The organism is Enterobacter sp. 198, from assembly GCF_009025585.1.
GTDB classification, from domain to species: domain Bacteria; phylum Pseudomonadota; class Gammaproteobacteria; order Enterobacterales; family Enterobacteriaceae; genus Enterobacter; species Enterobacter ludwigii.
Genome location: NZ_WCIM01000010.1, coordinates 16,632 through 35,916, shown reverse-complemented (window position 1 = coordinate 35,916; position 19,285 = coordinate 16,632). Strand labels below are relative to the sequence as shown.

The following is a 19,285-nucleotide window of genomic DNA, read 5'->3' as shown; positions in this document are numbered from 1 at the left end:
TTTACTCCTTTTCGATTTCGAGACGTTGGATCTGCATGCCGTCATCCGCCACGATGCGAAGCTCGCTGCTCTGGCACTGTGGACAGCGCTGAACCTTCGATGAAAGCAGAGTGACGTATTGCTGACACTGCGCGCACCAGCACTCCGCCTGCTGTTCTTCAATATGAAGTTCACAGCCTTCCGCCAGCGTGCCGCGGCACACCAGCTCAAAGCAGAAGGTCAGGGCGCTGGTTTCAACGCAGGAAAAGGCCCCGACCTGTAGCCAGATGCCGGTGACGCGTTTCGCATTGTTTGCCCGCGCCTGCTGTTCAATTAACTCGACGGCCCGCTGGCAGAGGGTGATTTCGTGCATGACGCCTCCTCAATGAATTGCCCCGATAATGCAATAACGGTGCCAGCTTGATTTTTGTTAAGGCGTGACGATGTCAATGCTGTCGAAATGACACGTCGACACGGCGCGATTGACACGCTTCTTTTGATTAAAAGAGTTAAAAATCAATCTGTTAAAAACTGGCATGGAATCTGCTTAACAGCCGCTATCTCCATTAACCGGATACCTTTTATGACTATTTGGGAAATTAGCGAAAAAGCGGATTACATTGCGCAGCGCCATCAGCAGTTACAGGAGCAGTGGCACCTTTACTGCAACTCTCTGGTTCAGGGCATCACCCTGTCAAAAGCCCGTCTTCACCACGCCATGAGCTGTGCAGCGCAGGGGGATATGCGCTTTGTGCTCTTCGGCCATTTCACGATAAACGTCACCCTGGCAGACACCTTCAACAGCCACACCATCGAGTACTACGTCGAAACAAAAGAAGGTGAAAAACAGTGTATTGCGAAGGCGCAGCTGATGGCCGACGGGATGGTCGATGGTCACGTCAGTAACCGCGATCGCCAGCAGGTGCTGGAGCACTATCTGGAAAAAATCGCGCCGGTTTATAACGGCCTGTACGCCGCTGTTGAACACGATCTCCCGGTCAACCTGAAACAGCTGATGGATGGAAATACCTCAGCGAACGTGGCCTGACCATTGCGTGTCGAGAAGTGTCGACAAGACAGTTTTTCGTCAAAAATGACTATCACCAGAGGATGACCCGGTGAACCGTTTTGTAATTGCTGACTCGACGGTCTGTATTGGCTGTCGAACCTGTGAGGCGGCCTGTTCGGAAACGCACCGTCAGCACGGGCTACAGTCCATGCCGCGCCTGCGCGTCATGCGTAATGAAAAAGAGTCTGCGCCGCAGCTCTGCCACCACTGTGAAGATGCCCCCTGCGCGGGAGTCTGTCCTGTTAATGCCATCACCCGTGTCGAGGGGGCGGTGCAGCTGAATGAAAGTCTGTGCGTGAGCTGCAAACTGTGCGGCATTGCCTGCCCGTTCGGCGCGATTGAATTTTCCGGCAGCCGTCCGCTGCATATCCCGGCGAATGCCAACTCCCCGAAAGCGCCGCCAGCGCCACCTGCGCCGGCGAAGGTGAGCACGCTGCTTGACTGGGTTCCCGGCGTGCGTGCCGTTGCGGTCAAATGCGACCTGTGCAGCTTTGATGAACAAGGGCCAGCCTGTGTGCGTACCTGCCCGACGAAGGCGCTGATTCTGGTCAATATTCGCGACATCGTTCGCACCAGTAAACGTAAGCGTGAGCTGACCATTAACAGTGATTTCGGCGATCTTTCTCTGCTTCAGGCGCTGAACGAGGGGGCGAAATGAACGCGGTGATGATAATTACCAGCGCGGTGGCCTATTTTGCCGCCGCCGCTGTGTTGGCCTTGATCTTCTCTTTCCATAAAACCCTGAGCGGCTGGATAGCCGGTATCGGCGGGGCGGTTGGCAGCGTGATGACGCTGGTGGCCGGTGGCCTCGTGTTAACAGGCGGACAATCTGTCGAAGCGGTGATGCCGCTGATACGGCACACCGTTGAAATTACGCCGCTGAATGCCATCTGGCTGGTGACCTTTGGTCTGTGCGGCGTGTTTATCAGCCTGTTTAATATTGACTGGCACCGCCATCAGCACACTCAGCCCAACGGTCTGCTGGTCAATCTGCTGATGGCCGCGGCGGTCTGTACCGTGACTGCCAGCAACCTCGGCGCGCTGGTGGTGATGGCCGAGATCATGGCGCTGTGCGGCGTATTCCTTACGGGCTGTAGCACCTCCGGCAAACTGTGGTTTGCGCTGGGGCGTCTTGGCACGTTGCTGCTGGCACTGGCCTGCTGGCTGGTGTGGCAGCGCTTCGGCACGCTGGACTTCTCCGCCCTTAACGGTCAGTCGCTGGGGAATGATGTCTGGCTCCTTGGCGTGATCGGCTTTGGCCTGCTGGCCGGGATTATCCCGCTGCACGGCTGGGTGCCACAGGCACATGCACATGCCTCCGCGCCTGCCGCAGCGCTCTTCTCGACGGTTGTCATGAAGGTGGGTCTGTTCGGCATTCTGACGATAACGCTCACCGGTGGGCAGCCACCGCTATGGTGGGGCGTTGTGCTGCTGGTCGCCGGGATGATCACCGCCTTCGTCGGCGGCCTGTACGCCCTGATGGAGCACAATATCCAGCGTCTGCTGGCGTACCACACTCTTGAGAACATCGGCATTATCCTGCTGGGTATTGGCGCAGGCGTTACCGGGCTGGCGCTCAATCAACCGGCGCTGATTGCGGCCGGCTTTATCGGCGGCCTGTATCACCTGATCAACCACAGCCTGTTTAAAAGCACCCTGTTCCTCGGGGCCGGTAGCGTCTGGTTCCGCACCGGTCATCGCGATATCGAAAAACTCGGCGGCATCGGCAAAAAAATGCCCGTTATCTCTCTGTGCATGCTGGTGGGGCTGATGGCAATGGCTGCGCTGCCGCCGCTGAACGGCTTTGCCGGCGAGTGGGTTATCTATCAGTCCTTCTTCGCACTCGGTCAGAGCGAGGTGTTTATCGCCCGGTTGCTCGGCCCGCTGCTGGCGGTTGGGCTGGCGATAACCGGTGCGCTGGCGGTGATGTGTATGGCTAAAGTCTACGGCGTGACCTTCCTGGGTGCGCCGCGCACGCGTGAGGCCGAAAACGCCTGCTGTGCGCCGGCATTGATGGGGGCGAGCGTTGTCGCGCTGGCGCTGTGCTGCATCGCGGGCGGGGTAGCTGCCCCGTGGCTTCTGCCGCTGTTGGGTAACGCCATTCCTCTGCCGCTCACCACGGCGCATACCACGGTGTCCCAGCCGATGATTGCGCTGCTGCTGATTGCCGCGCCGCTGCTGCCGTTCGTGCTGATGCTGTTCTTCAGACGCGACCGCCTCTCCTCTCGAGCACGCGGTACCGCCTGGGCTTGCGGTTACGCACACGAGCAATCCATGGTGATCACAGCGCACGGCTTTGCCATGCCGGTCAAAGAGAACTTTGCCGCGGTGCTGAAACTGCGGGACTGGCTTAACCCGGTGGGGTGGGTGCCGGGCTGGCAGAGCGCTGCCGTGCCCGTGCTGTTCCGCCGACTGGCGTTGATCGAGCTGGCGGTACTGGTTGTGATTGTGATTTCACGAGGAGCCTGACATGAGTCTGTTACTGGCAATACTTCAGGCGCTGGTGCTATTTGCCATGGCGCCGTTGCTCTCCGGGGTGAGCCGCGTGGCGCGTGCCCGGATGCATAACCGTCGCGGGCCTGGTGTACTCCAGGAGTACCGTGATTTGTTCAAGCTGATGGGACGTCAGAGCGTTTCCCCGGACGCGGCAGGATGGGTCTTTCGCCTGACACCGTTTGTACTGGCTGGCGTCATGCTCACCATCGCCACGGCGTTACCGGTCGTCACCGTCGGATCGCCGCTGCCGGTGCTGGGCGATCTCATTACGCTTATCTACCTCTTCGCTATCGCGCGTTTCTTCTTCGCGATTGCCGGCCTCGATACCGGCAGCCCGTTTACCGGGATTGGTGCCAGCCGCGAGGCCATGCTCGGCGTGCTGGTTGAGCCGATCCTGCTGCTCGGCCTGTGGGTCGCTGCGCAGGTCGCGGGGTCAACCCATATCAGCTTTATCACTCATACCGTGTATCACTGGCCCGTGGACCGTTCCCTTCCGTTGCTTTTGGCGCTCTGCGCCTGCGCTTTCGCGACGTTTATCGAGATGGGCAAACTGCCGTTCGACCTCGCGGAAGCGGAGCAGGAGCTGCAGGAAGGTCCGTTGACCGAGTACAGCGGTTACGGCTTTGCGGTGCTGAAATGGGGCATCAGCCTCAAACAGCTGGTGGTGCTGCAGATGTTTGTCGGTGTCTTCTTCCCGTGGGGGCAGATGACGCACTTTTCCGCGGCCGGTCTGGTGCTGGCGGTGGTCGTTGCCGTGCTCAAGCTACTTGTCGGCGTGCTGGTGATTGCCCTGTTTGAGAACAGCATGGCGCGTCTGCGTTTTGTGGCGACGTCGCGCATCACCTGGGCCGGTTTTGGTTTTGCATTTTTAGCGTTCGTCTCCTTGCTGGTGGCGTGATTAAAGAGAGTTTTTATGTCTGAAGAAAAGAAAGGTCAGCAGTATCTCGCCGCGTTGCACCAGGCCTTCCCGGGCGTGGTGCTGGAGGAGTCCTGGCAAACCAAAGACCAGATAACGGTGACCGTGAAAGTGAACTACCTGCCGGAAGTGGTGGAGTTTCTCTACTACCAGCAGGGTGGCTGGCTGTCAGTGTTGTTCGGCAACGACGAGCGTCAGCTGTGCGGAAACTATGCGGTTTACTACGTGATGTCGATGGAGCAGGGCGAGAAGTGCTGGCTCACCGTGCGTGTCGAAGTGGATCCCAACAAACCGGAATACCCGTCTGTCACCCCGCGCGTGCCCGCCGCCGTCTGGGGCGAGCGTGAAGTGCGCGATATGTATGGTCTGGTCCCGGTTGGGCTTCCGGATGAGCGCCGTCTGGTGCTGCCGGACGACTGGCCAGACGAACTCTATCCCCTGCGCAAAGACAGCATGGATTACCGTCAGCGTCCGGCCCCGACCACCGACAGCGAGACTTACGCGTTCATCAATGAGCTTGGCAGCAAAAAGAATAACGTGGTGCCGATAGGCCCGCTGCACGTCACGTCTGACGAGCCGGGCCACTTCCGCCTGTTTGTCGACGGCGAGAATATTATTGATGCCGACTACCGCCTGTTCTACGTCCATCGCGGGATGGAAAAGCTGGCGGAAACCCGGATGGGATATAACGAAGTGACGTTCCTCTCTGACCGCGTGTGCGGCATCTGCGGGTTTGCCCACAGTACCGCCTACACCACCTCGGTGGAGAACGGCATGGGGATTGTGGTGCCGGAACGCGCGCAGATGATCCGCGCCATCCTGCTGGAGGTGGAGCGTCTGCACTCGCACCTGCTGAACCTCGGTCTGGCCTGTCACTTTGTCGGTTTTGACTCCGGCTTTATGCAGTTTTTCCGCGTACGTGAAGCCTCCATGAAGATGGCGGAGATCCTGACCGGGGCGCGTAAAACGTACGGTCTGAACCTGATCGGCGGGATTCGTCGCGATCTGCTGAAAGATGACATGATCCAGACCCGCCAGCTGGCGCAGCAGATGCGTCGCGACGTTCAGGAGCTGGTGGATATGCTGCTCAGCACGCCGAACATTGAGCAGCGTACCGTCGGTATTGGCCGGCTGGATCCGCAAATCGCCCGCGATTTCAGTAACGTTGGCCCCATGGTTCGTGCCAGCGGCCACGCCCGCGATACCCGCGCCGATCATCCGTTCGTCGGCTACGGCCTGCTGCCTATGACCGTGCACAGCGAGCAGGGCTGCGACGTTATTTCGCGTCTGAAGGTGCGTATCAACGAGGTCTTCACCGCGCTGAACATGATCGACTTCGGTCTGGATAATCTGCCGGGCGGTCCGCTGATGGTCGAGGGCTTCACCTACATTCCAAACCGCTTCGCGCTGGGGTTTGCCGAAGCCCCGCGTGGAGACGATATCCACTGGAGCATGACCGGTGACAACCAGAAGCTCTACCGCTGGCGCTGCCGTGCGGCAACCTACGCCAACTGGCCAACCCTGCGCTACATGCTGCGCGGCAATACGGTATCCGATGCGCCGCTGATCATTGGCAGCCTCGATCCGTGCTACTCCTGCACCGACCGCATGACGGTGGTGGATGTGCGCAAGAAGAAAAGCCAGGTGGTGCCGTACAAAGAGCTGGAGCGCTACAGCATCGAGCGTAAGAACTCGCCGCTGAAATAGGGGATTTTGTGCTGGCTGATGCCCTCACCCTGACCCTCTTTTGATGAGAGATCCGGGGTGCGGAGCACAGGCAGCACATAAGCAGGAGTCAACATGTTTACCTTCATCAAAAAAGTGATCAAAACCGGGACGGTGACCAGCCGCTATCCGCTGGAGCCGATGCCGGTCGATAAAAACTTTCGCGGCAAGCCGGAGCACAACCCGCAACAGTGCATCGGCTGTGCTGCCTGCGTTAACGCCTGCCCGTCAAATGCCCTGACGGTGGAAACCGATCTGAAAACGGGCGAGCTGGCCTGGCAGTTCAACCTCGGGCGCTGCATTTTCTGCGGCCGCTGCGAGGAGGTTTGCCCGACGGTGGCGATCCGTCTTTCGCAGGAGTACGAGCTGGCGGTCTGGAAGAAAGAGGATTTTCTGCAGCAGTCGCGTTTCGCGCTCTGCAACTGCCGTGTCTGCAAACGCCCGTTTGCCGTACAAAAAGAGATCGACTACGCCATCGCGCTGTTGCAGCACAACGGTGATGCCCGCGCGGAGCATCATCGCGAAAGCTTTGAAACCTGCCCGGACTGCAAACGGCAGAAATGCCTGCTGCCGTCGGACCGCATCGATATTACCCGTCATATGAGAGAGGCCAGCTGATGGAAAACCTGATCGGCCCACGCGACGCTAACGGCATTCCGGTGCCGATGACGGTGGAGGAATCCATCGCCAGCATGAAGGCCTCGCTGCTGAAAAACATTAAACGTTCGGCCTATGTGTACCGCGTGGACTGCGGCGGCTGCAACGGCTGTGAGATTGAGATCTTTGCCACGCTGTCGCCCCTGTTCGACGCCGAACGCTTCGGTATTAAAGTGGTGCCTTCGCCGCGTCATGCGGACATTTTGCTGTTTACCGGTGCCGTTACCCGTGCCATGAGATCGCCAGCATTGCGTGCCTGGCAGTCCGCACCGGATCCAAAAATTTGTATCTCTTACGGTGCCTGCGGCAACAGTGGCGGCATCTTCCATGACCTGTACTGCGTCTGGGGTGGCACCGATAAAATTGTTCCGGTGGATGTCTACATTCCCGGTTGTCCGCCAACGCCTGCGGCCACGCTGTACGGTTTTGCCATGGCGCTCGGGCTGCTGGAGCAGAAAATACATGCCCGTGAACCGGGTGAACGCGACAACCAGGCTGCCGCAATTCTGCACCCGGATATGGTGCAGCCGCTGCGCGTGAAGGTCGATCGCACGGCGCGCCGGCTCGCGGGGTATCGCTATGGTCGCCAGATTGCCGACGATTATCTGCGTCTGCTGAGCCAGGGCGATCATCAGGTCACGCGCTGGCTGGAGGCGGAAAACGATCCTCGTCTTAATGAGATCGTCGCGAACCTGAATCAGGTGGTGGAAGAGGCGCGTATCCGATGAGTGAAACGGTGGTGTTCAGTCAGCTGAGCCGTAAGTTTATTGATGAGAATGATGCCACGCCGGATGCGGCGCAGCAAGTGGTCTATTACAGCCTGGCCATTGGGCATCACCTCGGGGTGATAGATTGTCTCGAAACGGCATTAAGCTGCCCGTGGCCTGACTATCTGGCGTGGATCGCCACGCTGGAGGAGGGCAGTACGGCGCGCCGCAAAATGGAAGGCGTGCCGAAGTACGGTGAGATCGTTATCGACGCCAACCACATTGCGATGCTCGCCAGTGCTTTCGACGCCGCGCTGAGCGTGCAAACCCCACAGCAGCAGGCCTGGAGCAAAATTTTGCTCAGCATGCTGCATGATATTCATCAGGAGAGTGCCATTTACCTGATGGTGAGGAGATTACGTGACTGATGTTTTACTGTGTGTCGGCAACAGCATGATGGGCGACGACGGCGCGGGCCCGCTGCTTGCACAAATGTGTGCCGCGCATCCGCAGGGTGAATGGGTGGTTATTGACGGCGGCAGCGCGCCGGAAAACGATGTGGTGGCGATCCGTGAGCTGCACCCGGACAGGCTGCTGATTGTGGATGCAACCGATATGGGACTTAATCCGGGGGAAACCCTCCTGATTGATCCGGATGACATCGCCGAGATGTTTATGATGACCACCCACAATATGCCGCTGAACTATCTGGTCGATCAGATTAAAGACGACGTGGGTGAGGTATTGTTTCTGGGCATTCAGCCGGACATCGTTGGGTTTTATTATCCGATGACGCCGCCTGTGAAAGAGGCCGTCGAAGAGGTTTACTCCCGGCTTGCCGGATGGCGTGGGGACGGCGGTTTTTCCCGACTGTGAGCAGTGCCGGGTGGTGGTAGCTTCCACCCGGCCTGGACACTCCCTCGCCCTGTGGGAGAGGGCGGGGGAGAGAGCAACAGGCTACGCCAGATCCGCGCCGTTACTTGCAATGACCTTCTTATACCACCAGAACGATTTCTTACGCGTTCTGTCCAGCGTACCGTTGCCCGCGTCATCGCGGTCAACATAGACAAACCCGTAACGTTTGCTCATCTCGCCCGTGGATGCGGCCACCAGGTCAATGCAGCCCCAGGTGGTGTAGCCCATCAGCGGCACACCGTCTTCTATGGCATCGCCCATCGCACGAATATGTTCGCGCAGGTAGCTGATACGGTAGTCGTCATTAATCTCACCGTGTTCATCCATGACGTCTTTCGCACCGAGGCCGTTTTCCACCAGGAACAGCGGTTTCTGATAGCGGTCGTACATCATGTTCATGGTGATGCGCAGCCCCAGTGGGTCGATACCCCAGCCCCATTCGCTGACCTGGATGTGCGGGTTGCGCAGGGATTTCACGATATTCGCCGCATTGGTATTACTGGCGTTCATGTCCGCCGACGCGCAGCGCGAGGCGTAATAGCTGAACGACACAAAATCGACGGTGTTTTTCAGCAGTTCATCGTCGCCAGGGTCTTTGACAATCACCACCCCTTTTTCGCGGAACACGCGGGCAGAATAGGCCGGGTAGCTGCCGCGCGCCTGCACGTCGATAAAGAACAGGTTTTCGCGGTCTTTCTCCAGCGCCATCCACACGTCTTCCGGTTTGCAGGAGTAGGGGTAGAAGTTGCCGCCGGCCAGCATACAGCCGACCTGGTTTTCCGGGTTCACCTCATGGGCGATTTTGGTCGCCAGCGCGCTTGCCACCAGTTCGTGATGCGCGGCCTGATATTTCACCTGATCTTCGTTCTCACCCTCTTCAAACACCAGCCCCGCGCCGGAGAACGGGCTGTGCAGCATGATGTTGATTTCGTTGAAGGTGAGCCAGTACTTCACCAGACCGTTAAATTCTTCGAAACAGGTACGGGCATAGCGGGCAAAGAAATCGACCATCTTGCGGTTGCGCCAGGATCCATACTCCGTGACCAGATGCATTGGTACGTCGAAATGGCACAGGGTGACCAACGGTTCGATGTTGTATTTTTTGCACTCTTCGAACACTGCGCGGTAGAAGGCAATCCCCTCTTTATTGGGCAGTGGCTCATCGCCTTTCGGGTAGAGGCGGCTCCAGGCAATCGAGGTACGAAATACCGTAAAGCCCATCTCCGCCATCAGGGCGATGTCTTCTTTGTAGCGATGGTAAAAATCAATCGCCTCGTGGCTCGGGTAAAACTCGTCGTCACGCAACGTAAAACGTTTTTCCTTACCGACCTTCACCGCCAGACGATTCGCGCCGTGGGGGATCATATCGACCGTCGTCAGTCCTTTGCCGCCTTCACGGTAAGCCCCTTCACTCTGGTTGGCGGCAAGCGCGCCGCCCCATAAAAATCCTTGTGGAAAAACAGACATCTTTACCTCGCTATAAATTTAGACTTGTGCTGCGTTGGCCTGAACCGGGGTGCTCTGCAGGGCGCGTGCTTTCTCAGCCTCGTCTTCGACCGGGATATCTTCAAAACCTAAAATCAGGGTCAGAACAAACGAGAGCACAACCGCCAGCGCCATGACTCCGAATACCCAGACGATGGTCATCGGGTTGGCCGGATCGAAGAACTGTACGCTGGTAAACAGCCCCGGCGCCGCCATTGAATGGCTGGCAAGACCGGCTATGCCAGCCACTGCCCCGCAGATGAAGCCGCTGATAAGGCTCGCAATCAGCGGGCGTTTCAGACGTACCGCCACACCATAGAGGGCAGGTTCTGAAATGCCTGCCATGATGGCAGAAGCCGCTGCCGCCAGCGCCGTCTGGCGCAGTTCCGGGTTTTTCGTTTTCCACGCCACCGCCAGCGATGAACCGCCGAGCGACAGGTTGGCTCCGATTTCCGACGGCATAACCATTCCCTCTTTGCCCGTCTCGGCAATGGTCTGAATGATCGTCGGCGTAAATACGCGGTGCATCCCGGTCATCACCAGCAGCGGCCAGAGGGCGCCCATAATGGCCACGGAGAGCCAGCCCAGATAGCCGTGAATAGTGTAGACCAGCGCTGAAATCGCGCTCCCGATCCAGATCCCGAGCGGCCCTATCAGCACAATGGCGAGCGGGGCGGCAATCAGAACGATCAGCATCGGTTTAAGGAAGTTTTTCGTGACCGCCGGCGTAATACGATCAACCCAGCGTTCGATGTACGACAGGCACCAGGTCATCACCAGCGCCGGGATGACCGTGTAGGTGTATTTCACTGCCGTCACCGGAATAAAGGCGAATTCAACGTGCTCGCCCTGTGCGGCTTTCGCCATCAGTTCGATAAAGCCTGGGTGTACCAGCACGCCCGCGATGGCAATCGCCAGCGACATGTTGGTTTTGAATTTCACTGCGGCAGAGGCGGCGACCATCAGCGGCAGGAAGAAGAACGCGCCATCGCCAATCAGCGTCAGAAGGGTGAGCGTCGGTGCCCCTTTTTCCAGCGCGCCGGTCATCTCCAGGATCATTGCCAGCAGTTTGACCATTGAACCGCCGATGATCGCCGGGATCAGCGGTGACATGGTGCCGATCAGCGCATCGAGGATCCCGGCACCGATGCGGCGCAGGGTCATTTTTTGCGGGCCTTCCGGTACGGCAGGCTGCAGGTCGGTGGGCAGCAGGCTTACCACTTCGCGGTAGGCCTGAGACACGGTGTTGCCAATGATCACCTGGCACTGGTTGTCGTTGCGGACCACGCCGAGCACGCCGTTAATGCTTTTCAGGCGCGGGGCATCGGTGAGGCTTTCGTCTTTGAGGACGAAACGCAGTCGCGTCATGCAGTGGGTGACGGCGACGATGTTGTCTCTGCCGCCGAGCGCGCTGACAACGTCATTCGCCAGCGCAGCGTAATTTTTGGCCATCGGATGTAATCCTGTTATCGTTGTGAGAAATGTAGGAAACCGGTTCCACATAATCATCAATAGTTTCTTTGAATGAAACAAGATCACATTTTGTACATTTTTTCATTTCGTGATGATGATCACCTGGAGGGGTAAAAAGCGTGATATCGCCGCTGCGACAATTTTTCTGCAGTGCAGTACACTGCGCCCTGGTAGTTTCAAACGGAAGATTACGATGACCACGATGCTTGAAGTCGCGAAGCGGGCAGGCGTTTCGAAAGCGACGGTTTCCAGGGTATTGTCGGGCAATGGCTACGTCAGCCAGGAGACCAAAGACCGGGTGTTTCAGGCGATTGAAGAGAGCGGCTATCGCCCGAATTTGCTGGCACGAAATCTGGCGACCAAACGTACCCAGACGCTGGGTCTGGTGGTCACCAACACCCTTTATCACGGCGTCTATTTTAGCGAACTGCTCTTTCACGCCGCCCGCATGACGGAAGAGAAAGGGCGGCAGCTGATCCTGGCGGACGGTAAGCACAGTGCGGATGAAGAGCGCGAGGCCATTCAGTATTTGCTCGATATGCGCTGTGACGCGGTGATCATTTACCCGCGTTTCCTGAGCGTGGATGAGATGGACGATATCGTTGAGAAATGCGAACAGCCGATTATGGTCCTCAACCGCCGCTTACGGAAAAACAGCAGTCACAGCGTCTGGTCAGATCATAAAGCCTCCTGCCAGGACGCCGTGTCGCAGCTTATTCAGAAAGGGCACCGGGAGATTGCGTTTATCACCGGTTCACTGGATTCTCCCACGGGCGTTGAGCGTCTCTCGGGCTACAAAGACGCCCTGGCACAACACCAGATCCCGCTGCGCCCGTCGCTGATTGCGCAGGGGAAATGGAATCCGGCCAGCGGTGCGGCAGCGGTGTCTGAGCTGCTTTCGCGCGGTGAAACCTTTTCGGCGCTGGTGGCGAGTAATGACGATATGGCGATTGGGGCCATGAAACAGCTGCATGAGCGCGGGATCGCCACCCCGGATGCCGTGTCGGTGATTGGCTTTGACGATGTGGCCATCGCCCCCTACATCGTCCCCTCGCTCTCCAGCGTGCGCATTCCGGTGACGGAGATGATCAAAGAGACCATTAGCCGCCTGATCTTCCTGCTGGATGGCGGTGAGTTTAAGTACCAGCAAACCTTCTCCGGCGAGCTTATCCTGCGTGACTCGGTTATTGACGGGCCGCACCGCTGATGTCGACAGCTGTCATCGTCAGAAGTGACGATGACAGCCCTGCTGTCATTTTATAAACCGCAGAAAATCAACAGGTTAATAATTGGCACGGTTTATGTATATCTCCGCGCAGGACTGTAATGCTGGAGAAGCAGATGAACCGTTTTATTATGGCCGATGCCAGTAAATGCATTGGCTGCCGTACCTGTGAAGTGGCGTGTGTGGTTTCCCATCAGGCGGAGCAGGATTGCGCGTCGCTCACCCCTGATACCTTTTTACCGCGGATCCACGTCATTAAAGGCGTGAATATCTCCACGGCCGCTATTTGTCGCCAGTGTGAGGATGCGCCGTGCGCTAACGTCTGCCCAAACGGGGCCATCAAACGTGAGAAAGGATTCGTGCATGTGATGCAAGAGCGCTGCATCGGCTGCAAAACCTGTGTGGTTGCCTGCCCGTACGGTGCGATGGAAGTCGTGGTGCGTCCTGTTGTGCGCAACAGCGGCATGGGGCTGAGCGTGCGCGCGGAAAAAGCGGAAGCCAATAAATGCGACCTCTGCTACCACCGTGATGCCGGCCCGGCCTGTATGGAAGCCTGCCCGACGCACGCCCTGGTCTGCGTGGATCGCGACAAGCTCGAGCAGATGAGCGCGGAAAAACGCCGTCGTGCCGCGTTCGACACGTCATCGTCACTGCTGTTTTAAGTCGCGATGGGCGATAACGGCGTACAGTTGCGGGTACGCGGCAAGGTGCAGGGGGTAGGGTTTCGTCCCTTCGTCTGGCAACTGGCGCATCAGCTACAGCTGACGGGTGACGTTTGTAATGACGGAGAGGGCGTGCTGGTGCGTCTCGCGGGTAATGGGGGGGCCTTTACCGCGAGGCTGCATCAGGACTGCCCACCGCTGGCACGTATCGATGCTGTCGACAGCCAGCCGTTCACCTGGGCAACGGTGCCGCAGGCGTTCACCATTCGCCATAGCGCGGGCGGAGCGATGGACACCCAGATTGTGCCGGATGCCGCTACCTGCCCGGCGTGCCTGGCTGAAATGCGCGATCCCCGAGCGCGGCGTTATCGCTATCCGTTTATCAACTGTACCCATTGCGGTCCCCGTTTTACCATCATCCGCGCCATGCCCTATGACCGCCCGGCCACGTCAATGGCGGCTTTTCCCCTCTGTGAGCCGTGTGAAACCGAGTACCGCAATCCCGCTGACCGCCGTTTTCACGCGCAGCCGGTAGCCTGTCCGGATTGTGGACCCGAGCTGGAATGGCGCGCGGGCGAGACCGTTGCCACCCGCGAGTCTGCGCTGAGTGCGGCGGTCCACATGCTCAAAAATGGCGGGATTGTCGCCATCAAAGGGCTGGGCGGTTTTCACCTTGCCTGTGACGCGTCCAACGCGCAGGCGGTGGCAACCCTGCGGGCGCGCAAACAGCGCCCGATGAAGCCACTGGCGGTCATGATCCCGCAGGCGGAGGGAGTGCCGGAATCAGTGCAAACGCTGCTGCGCTCGCCTGCAGCGCCCATCGTGCTCACGCCAAAAGCATGGTGTCCTCCGCTTCCTGACGCGATCGCGCCAGGGCTGGACACCGTTGGACTGATGCTGCCCGCTAACCCGCTACAGCATGTGCTGATGATGGACTGTCAGCGCGCGCTGGTGATGACCTCCGGCAACCTCAGCGGGCGTCCGCCGGCCATCACCTGCCAGCAGGCACTGGATGAACTGGGCGACATCGCTGACGGATTCCTGCTGCACAACCGTGACATCCTGCAGCGTATGGATGATTCCGTGATGGATCAGGACGGTATGATGCTGCGTCGCGCGCGCGGTTTTGTGCCGGATGCCATCACGCTGCCCGCCGGTTTCAGCGCTGTCCCGGCGATGGTGTGCACCGGTGCTGATATGAAAAATACCTTCTGTCTGGTGCGCGGTAACCAGGCGGTACTGAGTCAGCACTTTGGCGATCTGAGTGACGACGGTGTCGAGGCCCAGTGGCGTTCGGCGCTGTCGATGATGCAGCAGATCTATGCGTTTCAGCCGCAGCGCGTGGTATGCGACGCCCATCCGGGCTATCACGCCCGACAGTGGGCGCAAGCCCAGGCTTTGCCGATCGACACCGTGCTTCACCACCACGCTCACGCGGCGGCATGCATGGCAGAAAACGGCTGGCCGCTTGAGGGCGGAGATGTCATTGCCCTGACGCTGGATGGGATCGGCATGGGCGAAAACGGCGCGCTGTGGGGCGGAGAGTGCCTGCGGGTAAACTATCTCGACTGCGAACGTCTGGGCGGTCTGCCTGCGGTTGCGCTGCCGGGCGGGGACAGGGCTGCCATGCAGCCGTGGCGCAATTTACTCGCCCACTGCCTGGCGTTTGTGCCGGACTGGCGGCAGTACCCGGAAACGCGTGACGTTCAGCGGCAAAACTGGCCGCTGCTGGCTACGGCCATTCAGCGCGGTTTAAACGCGCCGCTGGCCTCATCCTGCGGACGTCTGTTCGACGCGGTGGCCTGCGCGCTCGGCATCACGTCAGAAACCCAGAGCTATGAAGGTGAGGCCGCCTGCCGGCTTGAAACGCTGGCCGCGCAGTGCCACGACGTTCAACACCCGGTTACGCTTCAGGCCGAAAACCTTACGCGCTTCTGGCAACAGTGGCTGAACTGGCAGGCGGAACCCTGCGAGCGGGCATGGGCGTTTCACGATGCGCTGGCGAAAGGGCTGGCGGAGCTTGTCACCTCCCATGCCCGGCGACTGGGGCTTTCCACCGTATGCTTCAGCGGCGGCGTGTTACATAACCGTCTGCTGCGCGCGCGACTGCGCCATTACCTCTCAGACTTCACGCTGCTTTTTCCTCATCATCTGCCGTCAGGTGACGGCGCTATCTCCTTCGGGCAGGCGGTGGTTGCTGCCGCCCGGTCATGTTCACAAAGGATGTAAAATGTTACGACTCTTACGCAATGAACCCCGCGCGGCGTTTCTGCTGCTGGCTCTGGTAATGGCTAATCTTCTGGCATGGGGCTGGGCATGGCAAACCTTCAGCGGCAGTACGGCGCTGATGGCCGCCAGCCTGCTGGCCTGGTGTTATGGACTCCGTCATGCGGTGGATGCCGACCACATCGCGGCCATTGATACCGTCACGCGTAAGATGATGCAGCAGGGTAAACGCCCTTCCGGCGTGGGGGCGTGGTTCTCTCTGGGACACTCCACCATTGTGGTGCTGGCCTCCATTGCCATTGCGGCCACCGCCACGGCGTTTCAGAAGAATATGGCATGGTTTCATGAAACCGGCAGCCTGATTGGCACCGCCGTTTCTGCAACGTTTCTGCTGGCGATGGCGCTGGTCAATCTGGTGATTTTGCGCGGCGTGTGGCGTAATTTTCAGGCGCTGAAGAACGGTCAGGTCACGCGTGACGACATCCCGCTTCCGGCATCAGGCGGAGTCATGAACTGGCTGTTTGGCGCAACGTTCCGCCTGGTGAACAAGAGCTGGCAGATGTACCTGGTCGGTTTCCTGTTTGGTCTGGGGTTTGATACCGCGACGGAAATCGGTGTGCTTGGGATTTCAGCCGCCAGCGCGTCAAACGGGATGTCAGTCTGGTCCATCATGATCTTCCCGGCGCTGTTTGCCAGCGGTATGGCGCTGGTCGATACCCTCGACAATCTGCTGATGGTCGGCGCTTACGGCTGGGCGTTTAACAAGCCGCAGCGCAAGCTTTACTACAACATGACCATCACCGGCACCTCCGTGGTGGTGGCGCTGTTTATCGGCGGGCTGGAAGCTCTGGGTCTGTTGATGGATAAATTTGCCCTCAGCGGAGGCCTCTGGGATCGCATTGGCGCAGTTAATGACAACCTCGGTAACGCCGGGTTCGTGGTGGTCGGGCTGTTCGTTGCCTGCTGGCTGATTTCCATGATCAACTATCGCTGGCGCGGCTACGATACGCTTGTCGTGCGTTCCTGACGCGGCGTCTGAACATCATTGTCGTTATCTGGCTAAACGACGTTGAAAAAAAAGCCCCGGGACATCGGGGCTGTGGACCATAAAATCCAAAGGTTACGTTAGCGTGGCAGGCGAATCAGCGTTAAGCGGGTAATGATTTCAGCAGAGCGAAAGCCTCTTTCATCCGGTCTTCGCTCACCACAAAGGCACGCATCTGCCCTTCGCTGTCGCACCCACGAGCCACCATTCCCTGAGGTTCAATGGTGAGTTGCCAGTGCAGATCCGGACGCTCGGTTTCGCCTGCCAGGTGCAGCGGGAGCGCCGGCGTTTTTACTTTTACCAGCATCGCGGGTAATTTCAGTGGCGCACTGCCGCCCGACAGGTTTTTCGCCAGGTACATGGCGCTCAGTTGAATGGGCTGCAGGAAGGGCAGGACCTGTCCGTTAATTTCAGCGCAGTCACCCAGGGCGTAAATATCGGGCTGCGTGGTTTGCAGGTAGCTGTCTACCTTCACGCCACGGCCTGTTTCCGCGCCGGCGCGATGCGCCAGCGCCGTTTCCGGACGCAGGCCCGTGGCGGCAACCACCACATCCACCTCAACGCTGCGGCTGCGGTCGAGCGTTGCATGAATCCCACTCCCGGTTTTCTTCAGGCTTTGCAGCTGGGATTTCAGCAGCAGATGTACGCCCATATCGGTCAGACGATGCTGTAAGCGACTACTTACTTCTGCGGGCATCAGCGCCGACAAAATGCTTGCCGCATGGTCGACCAGAGTGACGGATTTACCCGCCCGGCTAAAATCCATCGCCAGCTCTGTGCCAATCAACCCTGCGCCGACAATCATCACCCGCTTCGCGTCACGCAGCAGGGTTTCACTGGCCTGATACGCCTGCTGGCTGTTGAGGGTGATCATCAGTTCCCGGCCTTCCACCGGAGGTACAAAAGCTGACGCCCCTGTCGCCAGTACCAGCTTGTCGTATTGCCAGGTTTTGTCTTTTGCTTTCACCACATGGCCGGCGGCGTCGATGTCGGTTATCCAGGTGTGCGGAAATAACCGCAGACTAAACTGTTCCGCGAACGCCCCCGCGGTCTGGCGGGTGAGGTCTTCGGCTCGCTGATTCTGGCTGATAACGTGGCTTAAATCAGGCTTGTTGTACTCGTCCATGCTGTCGGCGGCAATGAGCGTCAACGGCACGCTGGCGTCTTGCTTGCGAATGTTTTTCACCAGCTGGCGGGCGGCAAAGCCCGAGCCGATGATAACGATACCGTGGTTCATTGTGCCTCCGTCGCCAGTTCGTCAAAGACCTCTTTTCCCAGGGAACATTCCGGGCAGAGGAAATTGTCCGGCACGTCGCACCAGGGGGTACCGGGGGCAACATCCTGCAGCGGCTCGCCCTGTGCCGGGTCGTAAATCCACTGGCAGACGCTGCACTGCATGCGAGGGCCACCGTCAGCGACGGCTGCGTCGCAGGCTTGTTGCGGCACGGGGTTTTTGGCGTTCATGTCGGGGAGCGGCGCGAGCGCCCACTGACGCGCAATGTCACGGCCATGCTGGCGGCACAATTCAAGCGCGTCGATGTCCGGACGCCATTTCGCCTTCAGGCTCATGGACATCTCAAAACCGGCATCCTGCAAACGCGTGGAGAGCCGGTCTACTGCGCCGCCGCTCCAGCCGTGGGAGCCAAATGCGCTGGCCCGTTTATTACGAAAGCGCAGGCCGGTCATCTCTTCCACAAGGCCCGCAATTTTCGGCATCATCACGTTGTTCATCGTGGAGGTGCCCACCAGCACGCCCTTGGAGCGGAAGACGTTGGTCAGGATCTCGTTTTTATCGCTACGCGCCACGTTGAAGATTTTCACCGCCACGTTCGGATCGACTTCGTTAATACCCTGCGCAATGGCGTCCGCCATCATGCGGGTGTTATTAGACATGGTGTCGTAGAAAAGCGTGATACGGTCTTCCTGATAATCCGCGGCCCATTTGAGGTACAGCTCCACGATCTGGGTGGGGTTTTCGCGCCACACCACGCCGTGAGAGGTGGCAATCATATCCACGGGCAGGTTAAAGCCGAGGATTTCGGTGATTTTTGGCGTCACCAGACGGCTGAACGGCGTCAGGATATTGGCGTAGTAGCGCTGACATTGTTCGAATAGCTCGGTTTGATCCACTTCATCGTTGAACAGGCGCTCGTCACAATAGTGCTGGCCGAAGGCATCGTTGCTGAACAGCACCGCATCGCCGGTCATGTAGGTCATCATACTGTCGGGCCAGTGCAGCATCGGGGTTTCAACGAAGATCAGCTGTTTGCCGTTGCCGATATCCAGCGTGTCGCCGGTTTTGACGGTGTGGAAATTCCACTCCGGGTGGTGGTGATGGCCGTTAATCGAGTCGATGGCGTTGGTGGTGCAGTAAATCGGGGTGTCGGGAATGCAGGACATTAACTCGGTCAGCGCCCCGGCATGATCCTCTTCCGCATGGTTAATGATGATGTAGTCGATATCCGCAAGATCGATTTCGCTGCGCAGATTTTGCACGAACTCCCGGCTGAATTTGTGATCGACGGTATCGATGAGCACGTTTTTGCCTTCACGGATGAGATAGCTGTTGTAGCTGCTGCCGCGCAGCGTTTTGTACTCCGTTCCGTGGAAGTCACGCACTTCCCAGTCACGTTGACCAACCCAATGAATGTTATTTTTAACCAGAATAGACATAGCAACCTCAATTAATACGGCGTTTTTCAAAT

Annotated in this window: 18 protein-coding genes; 13 read left to right on the top strand and 5 right to left on the bottom strand. The window is 58.6% G+C overall.

Features of this window, described 5'->3' with window-relative positions:
* Position 1: 1 nt before the first annotated feature.
* Positions 2-352 (bottom strand): hydrogenase maturation nickel metallochaperone HypA, encoded by a 351-nt coding sequence (hypA, locus tag F8561_RS03180; RefSeq protein ID WP_151887141.1) that lies wholly within the window; start codon positions 350-352, stop codon positions 2-4.
* 210 nt (positions 353-562) lie between these two features.
* Between hypA and hycA the strand changes: the two genes are divergently transcribed.
* From hycA to hycI, 9 genes are all read left to right on the top strand, one after another.
* Positions 563-1,027, top strand: coding sequence for a formate hydrogenlyase regulator HycA (gene hycA, locus F8561_RS03175; protein WP_020883831.1), 465 nt, complete (start codon positions 563-565; stop codon positions 1,025-1,027).
* Between the two features lie 70 nt (positions 1,028-1,097).
* Positions 1,098-1,706 (top strand): 4Fe-4S dicluster domain-containing protein, encoded by a 609-nt coding sequence (locus F8561_RS03170; protein ID WP_014171368.1) that lies wholly within the window; start codon positions 1,098-1,100, stop codon positions 1,704-1,706.
* Entirely contained in the window at positions 1,703-3,517 is a 1,815-nt protein-coding gene (hycC, locus tag F8561_RS03165) for a formate hydrogenlyase subunit 3 (RefSeq protein WP_151887140.1), read from the top strand. The genes F8561_RS03170 and hycC overlap by 4 nt, the downstream gene beginning before the upstream one ends.
* Position 3,518: 1 nt before the next feature.
* Complete coding sequence (locus F8561_RS03160; protein ID WP_025203376.1) at positions 3,519-4,442, top strand: respiratory chain complex I subunit 1 family protein; 924 nt, start codon at positions 3,519-3,521, stop codon at positions 4,440-4,442.
* A gap of 15 nt (positions 4,443-4,457) precedes the next feature.
* Positions 4,458-6,167, top strand: coding sequence for a formate hydrogenlyase subunit HycE (hycE, locus tag F8561_RS03155; RefSeq protein WP_020883834.1), 1,710 nt, complete (start codon positions 4,458-4,460; stop codon positions 6,165-6,167).
* Positions 6,168-6,260: 93 nt separating this feature from the next.
* Positions 6,261-6,803: a formate hydrogenlyase complex iron-sulfur subunit gene (locus tag F8561_RS03150; protein ID WP_014171363.1), complete on the top strand. Its 543-nt coding sequence runs from the start codon at positions 6,261-6,263 to the stop codon at positions 6,801-6,803.
* The gene (locus tag F8561_RS03145) at positions 6,803-7,570 is read left to right on the top strand and encodes an NADH-quinone oxidoreductase subunit B family protein (RefSeq protein ID WP_014171362.1); all 768 of its coding nucleotides are present in this window, start codon (positions 6,803-6,805) and stop codon (positions 7,568-7,570) included. Before F8561_RS03150 ends, F8561_RS03145 begins: the two co-directional genes overlap by 1 nt.
* Positions 7,567-7,977: a formate hydrogenlyase maturation HycH family protein gene (locus F8561_RS03140; protein ID WP_020883837.1), complete on the top strand. Its 411-nt coding sequence runs from the start codon at positions 7,567-7,569 to the stop codon at positions 7,975-7,977. The genes F8561_RS03145 and F8561_RS03140 overlap by 4 nt, the downstream gene beginning before the upstream one ends.
* The gene (gene hycI / locus F8561_RS03135) at positions 7,970-8,425 is read left to right on the top strand and encodes a hydrogenase maturation peptidase HycI (RefSeq protein WP_151887139.1); all 456 of its coding nucleotides are present in this window, start codon (positions 7,970-7,972) and stop codon (positions 8,423-8,425) included. Before F8561_RS03140 ends, hycI begins: the two co-directional genes overlap by 8 nt.
* 81 nt (positions 8,426-8,506) lie before the next feature.
* Here hycI and F8561_RS03130 read toward each other — a convergent pair whose 3' ends face one another.
* Together F8561_RS03130 and ascF are read right to left on the bottom strand one after the other, a co-directional pair.
* Positions 8,507-9,931: a 6-phospho-beta-glucosidase gene (locus F8561_RS03130; RefSeq protein ID WP_151887138.1), complete on the bottom strand. Its 1,425-nt coding sequence runs from the start codon at positions 9,929-9,931 to the stop codon at positions 8,507-8,509.
* A gap of 18 nt (positions 9,932-9,949) precedes the next feature.
* Complete coding sequence (gene ascF / locus F8561_RS03125) at positions 9,950-11,401, bottom strand: PTS cellobiose/arbutin/salicin transporter subunit IIBC (protein ID WP_151887137.1); 1,452 nt, start codon at positions 11,399-11,401, stop codon at positions 9,950-9,952.
* Between the two features lie 214 nt (positions 11,402-11,615).
* Here ascF and F8561_RS03120 point away from each other — a divergent pair, with 214 nt between their 5' ends.
* The 4 genes from F8561_RS03120 to F8561_RS03105 all read left to right on the top strand — a co-directional run bounded on the left by F8561_RS03120 (position 11,616) and on the right by F8561_RS03105 (position 16,562).
* The gene (locus F8561_RS03120; protein ID WP_049022820.1) at positions 11,616-12,629 is read left to right on the top strand and encodes a LacI family DNA-binding transcriptional regulator; all 1,014 of its coding nucleotides are present in this window, start codon (positions 11,616-11,618) and stop codon (positions 12,627-12,629) included.
* A 134-nt stretch (positions 12,630-12,763) separates the two neighbouring features.
* Positions 12,764-13,309, top strand: a complete 546-nt coding sequence (gene hydN, locus F8561_RS03115) for an electron transport protein HydN (protein ID WP_023308960.1) — start codon at positions 12,764-12,766, stop codon at positions 13,307-13,309.
* A 6-nt stretch (positions 13,310-13,315) separates the two neighbouring features.
* Positions 13,316-15,538, top strand: coding sequence for a carbamoyltransferase HypF (gene hypF, locus F8561_RS03110; protein ID WP_151887136.1), 2,223 nt, complete (start codon positions 13,316-13,318; stop codon positions 15,536-15,538).
* A gap of 1 nt (position 15,539) precedes the next feature.
* Entirely contained in the window at positions 15,540-16,562 is a 1,023-nt protein-coding gene (locus tag F8561_RS03105; RefSeq protein ID WP_047356666.1) for a HoxN/HupN/NixA family nickel/cobalt transporter, read from the top strand.
* A 121-nt stretch (positions 16,563-16,683) separates the two neighbouring features.
* Here the strand turns inward: F8561_RS03105 and norW are convergent, their stop codons facing one another.
* The gene (gene norW / locus F8561_RS03100) at positions 16,684-17,817 is read right to left on the bottom strand and encodes an NADH:flavorubredoxin reductase NorW (RefSeq protein WP_151887135.1); all 1,134 of its coding nucleotides are present in this window, start codon (positions 17,815-17,817) and stop codon (positions 16,684-16,686) included.
* The gene (gene norV / locus F8561_RS03095) at positions 17,814-19,253 is read right to left on the bottom strand and encodes an anaerobic nitric oxide reductase flavorubredoxin (protein WP_151887134.1); all 1,440 of its coding nucleotides are present in this window, start codon (positions 19,251-19,253) and stop codon (positions 17,814-17,816) included. Before norV ends, norW begins: the two co-directional genes overlap by 4 nt.
* Positions 19,254-19,285: the final 32 nt, after the last annotated feature.

Bases quoted from the DNA above. Each gene is read 5' to 3' on its own strand.
- hypA (WP_151887141.1), bottom strand. From the start codon at position 352: ATGCACGAAATCACCCTCTGCCAGCGGGCCGTCGAGTTAATTGAACAG.
- hycA (WP_020883831.1), top strand. From the start codon at position 563: ATGACTATTTGGGAAATTAGCGAAAAAGCGGATTACATTGCGCAGCGC.
- hycC (WP_151887140.1), top strand. From the start codon at position 1,703: ATGAACGCGGTGATGATAATTACCAGCGCGGTGGCCTATTTTGCCGCC.
- F8561_RS03160 (WP_025203376.1), top strand. From the start codon at position 3,519: ATGAGTCTGTTACTGGCAATACTTCAGGCGCTGGTGCTATTTGCCATG.
- hycE (WP_020883834.1), top strand. From the start codon at position 4,458: ATGTCTGAAGAAAAGAAAGGTCAGCAGTATCTCGCCGCGTTGCACCAG.
- F8561_RS03150 (WP_014171363.1), top strand. From the start codon at position 6,261: ATGTTTACCTTCATCAAAAAAGTGATCAAAACCGGGACGGTGACCAGC.
- F8561_RS03145 (WP_014171362.1), top strand. From the start codon at position 6,803: ATGGAAAACCTGATCGGCCCACGCGACGCTAACGGCATTCCGGTGCCG.
- F8561_RS03140 (WP_020883837.1), top strand. From the start codon at position 7,567: ATGAGTGAAACGGTGGTGTTCAGTCAGCTGAGCCGTAAGTTTATTGAT.
- F8561_RS03130 (WP_151887138.1), bottom strand. From the start codon at position 9,931: ATGTCTGTTTTTCCACAAGGATTTTTATGGGGCGGCGCGCTTGCCGCC.
- ascF (WP_151887137.1), bottom strand. From the start codon at position 11,401: ATGGCCAAAAATTACGCTGCGCTGGCGAATGACGTTGTCAGCGCGCTC.
- F8561_RS03120 (WP_049022820.1), top strand. From the start codon at position 11,616: ATGACCACGATGCTTGAAGTCGCGAAGCGGGCAGGCGTTTCGAAAGCG.
- hydN (WP_023308960.1), top strand. From the start codon at position 12,764: ATGAACCGTTTTATTATGGCCGATGCCAGTAAATGCATTGGCTGCCGT.
- hypF (WP_151887136.1), top strand. From the start codon at position 13,316: ATGGGCGATAACGGCGTACAGTTGCGGGTACGCGGCAAGGTGCAGGGG.
- F8561_RS03105 (WP_047356666.1), top strand. From the start codon at position 15,540: ATGTTACGACTCTTACGCAATGAACCCCGCGCGGCGTTTCTGCTGCTG.
- norW (WP_151887135.1), bottom strand. From the start codon at position 17,817: ATGAACCACGGTATCGTTATCATCGGCTCGGGCTTTGCCGCCCGCCAG.
- norV (WP_151887134.1), bottom strand. From the start codon at position 19,253: ATGTCTATTCTGGTTAAAAATAACATTCATTGGGTTGGTCAACGTGAC.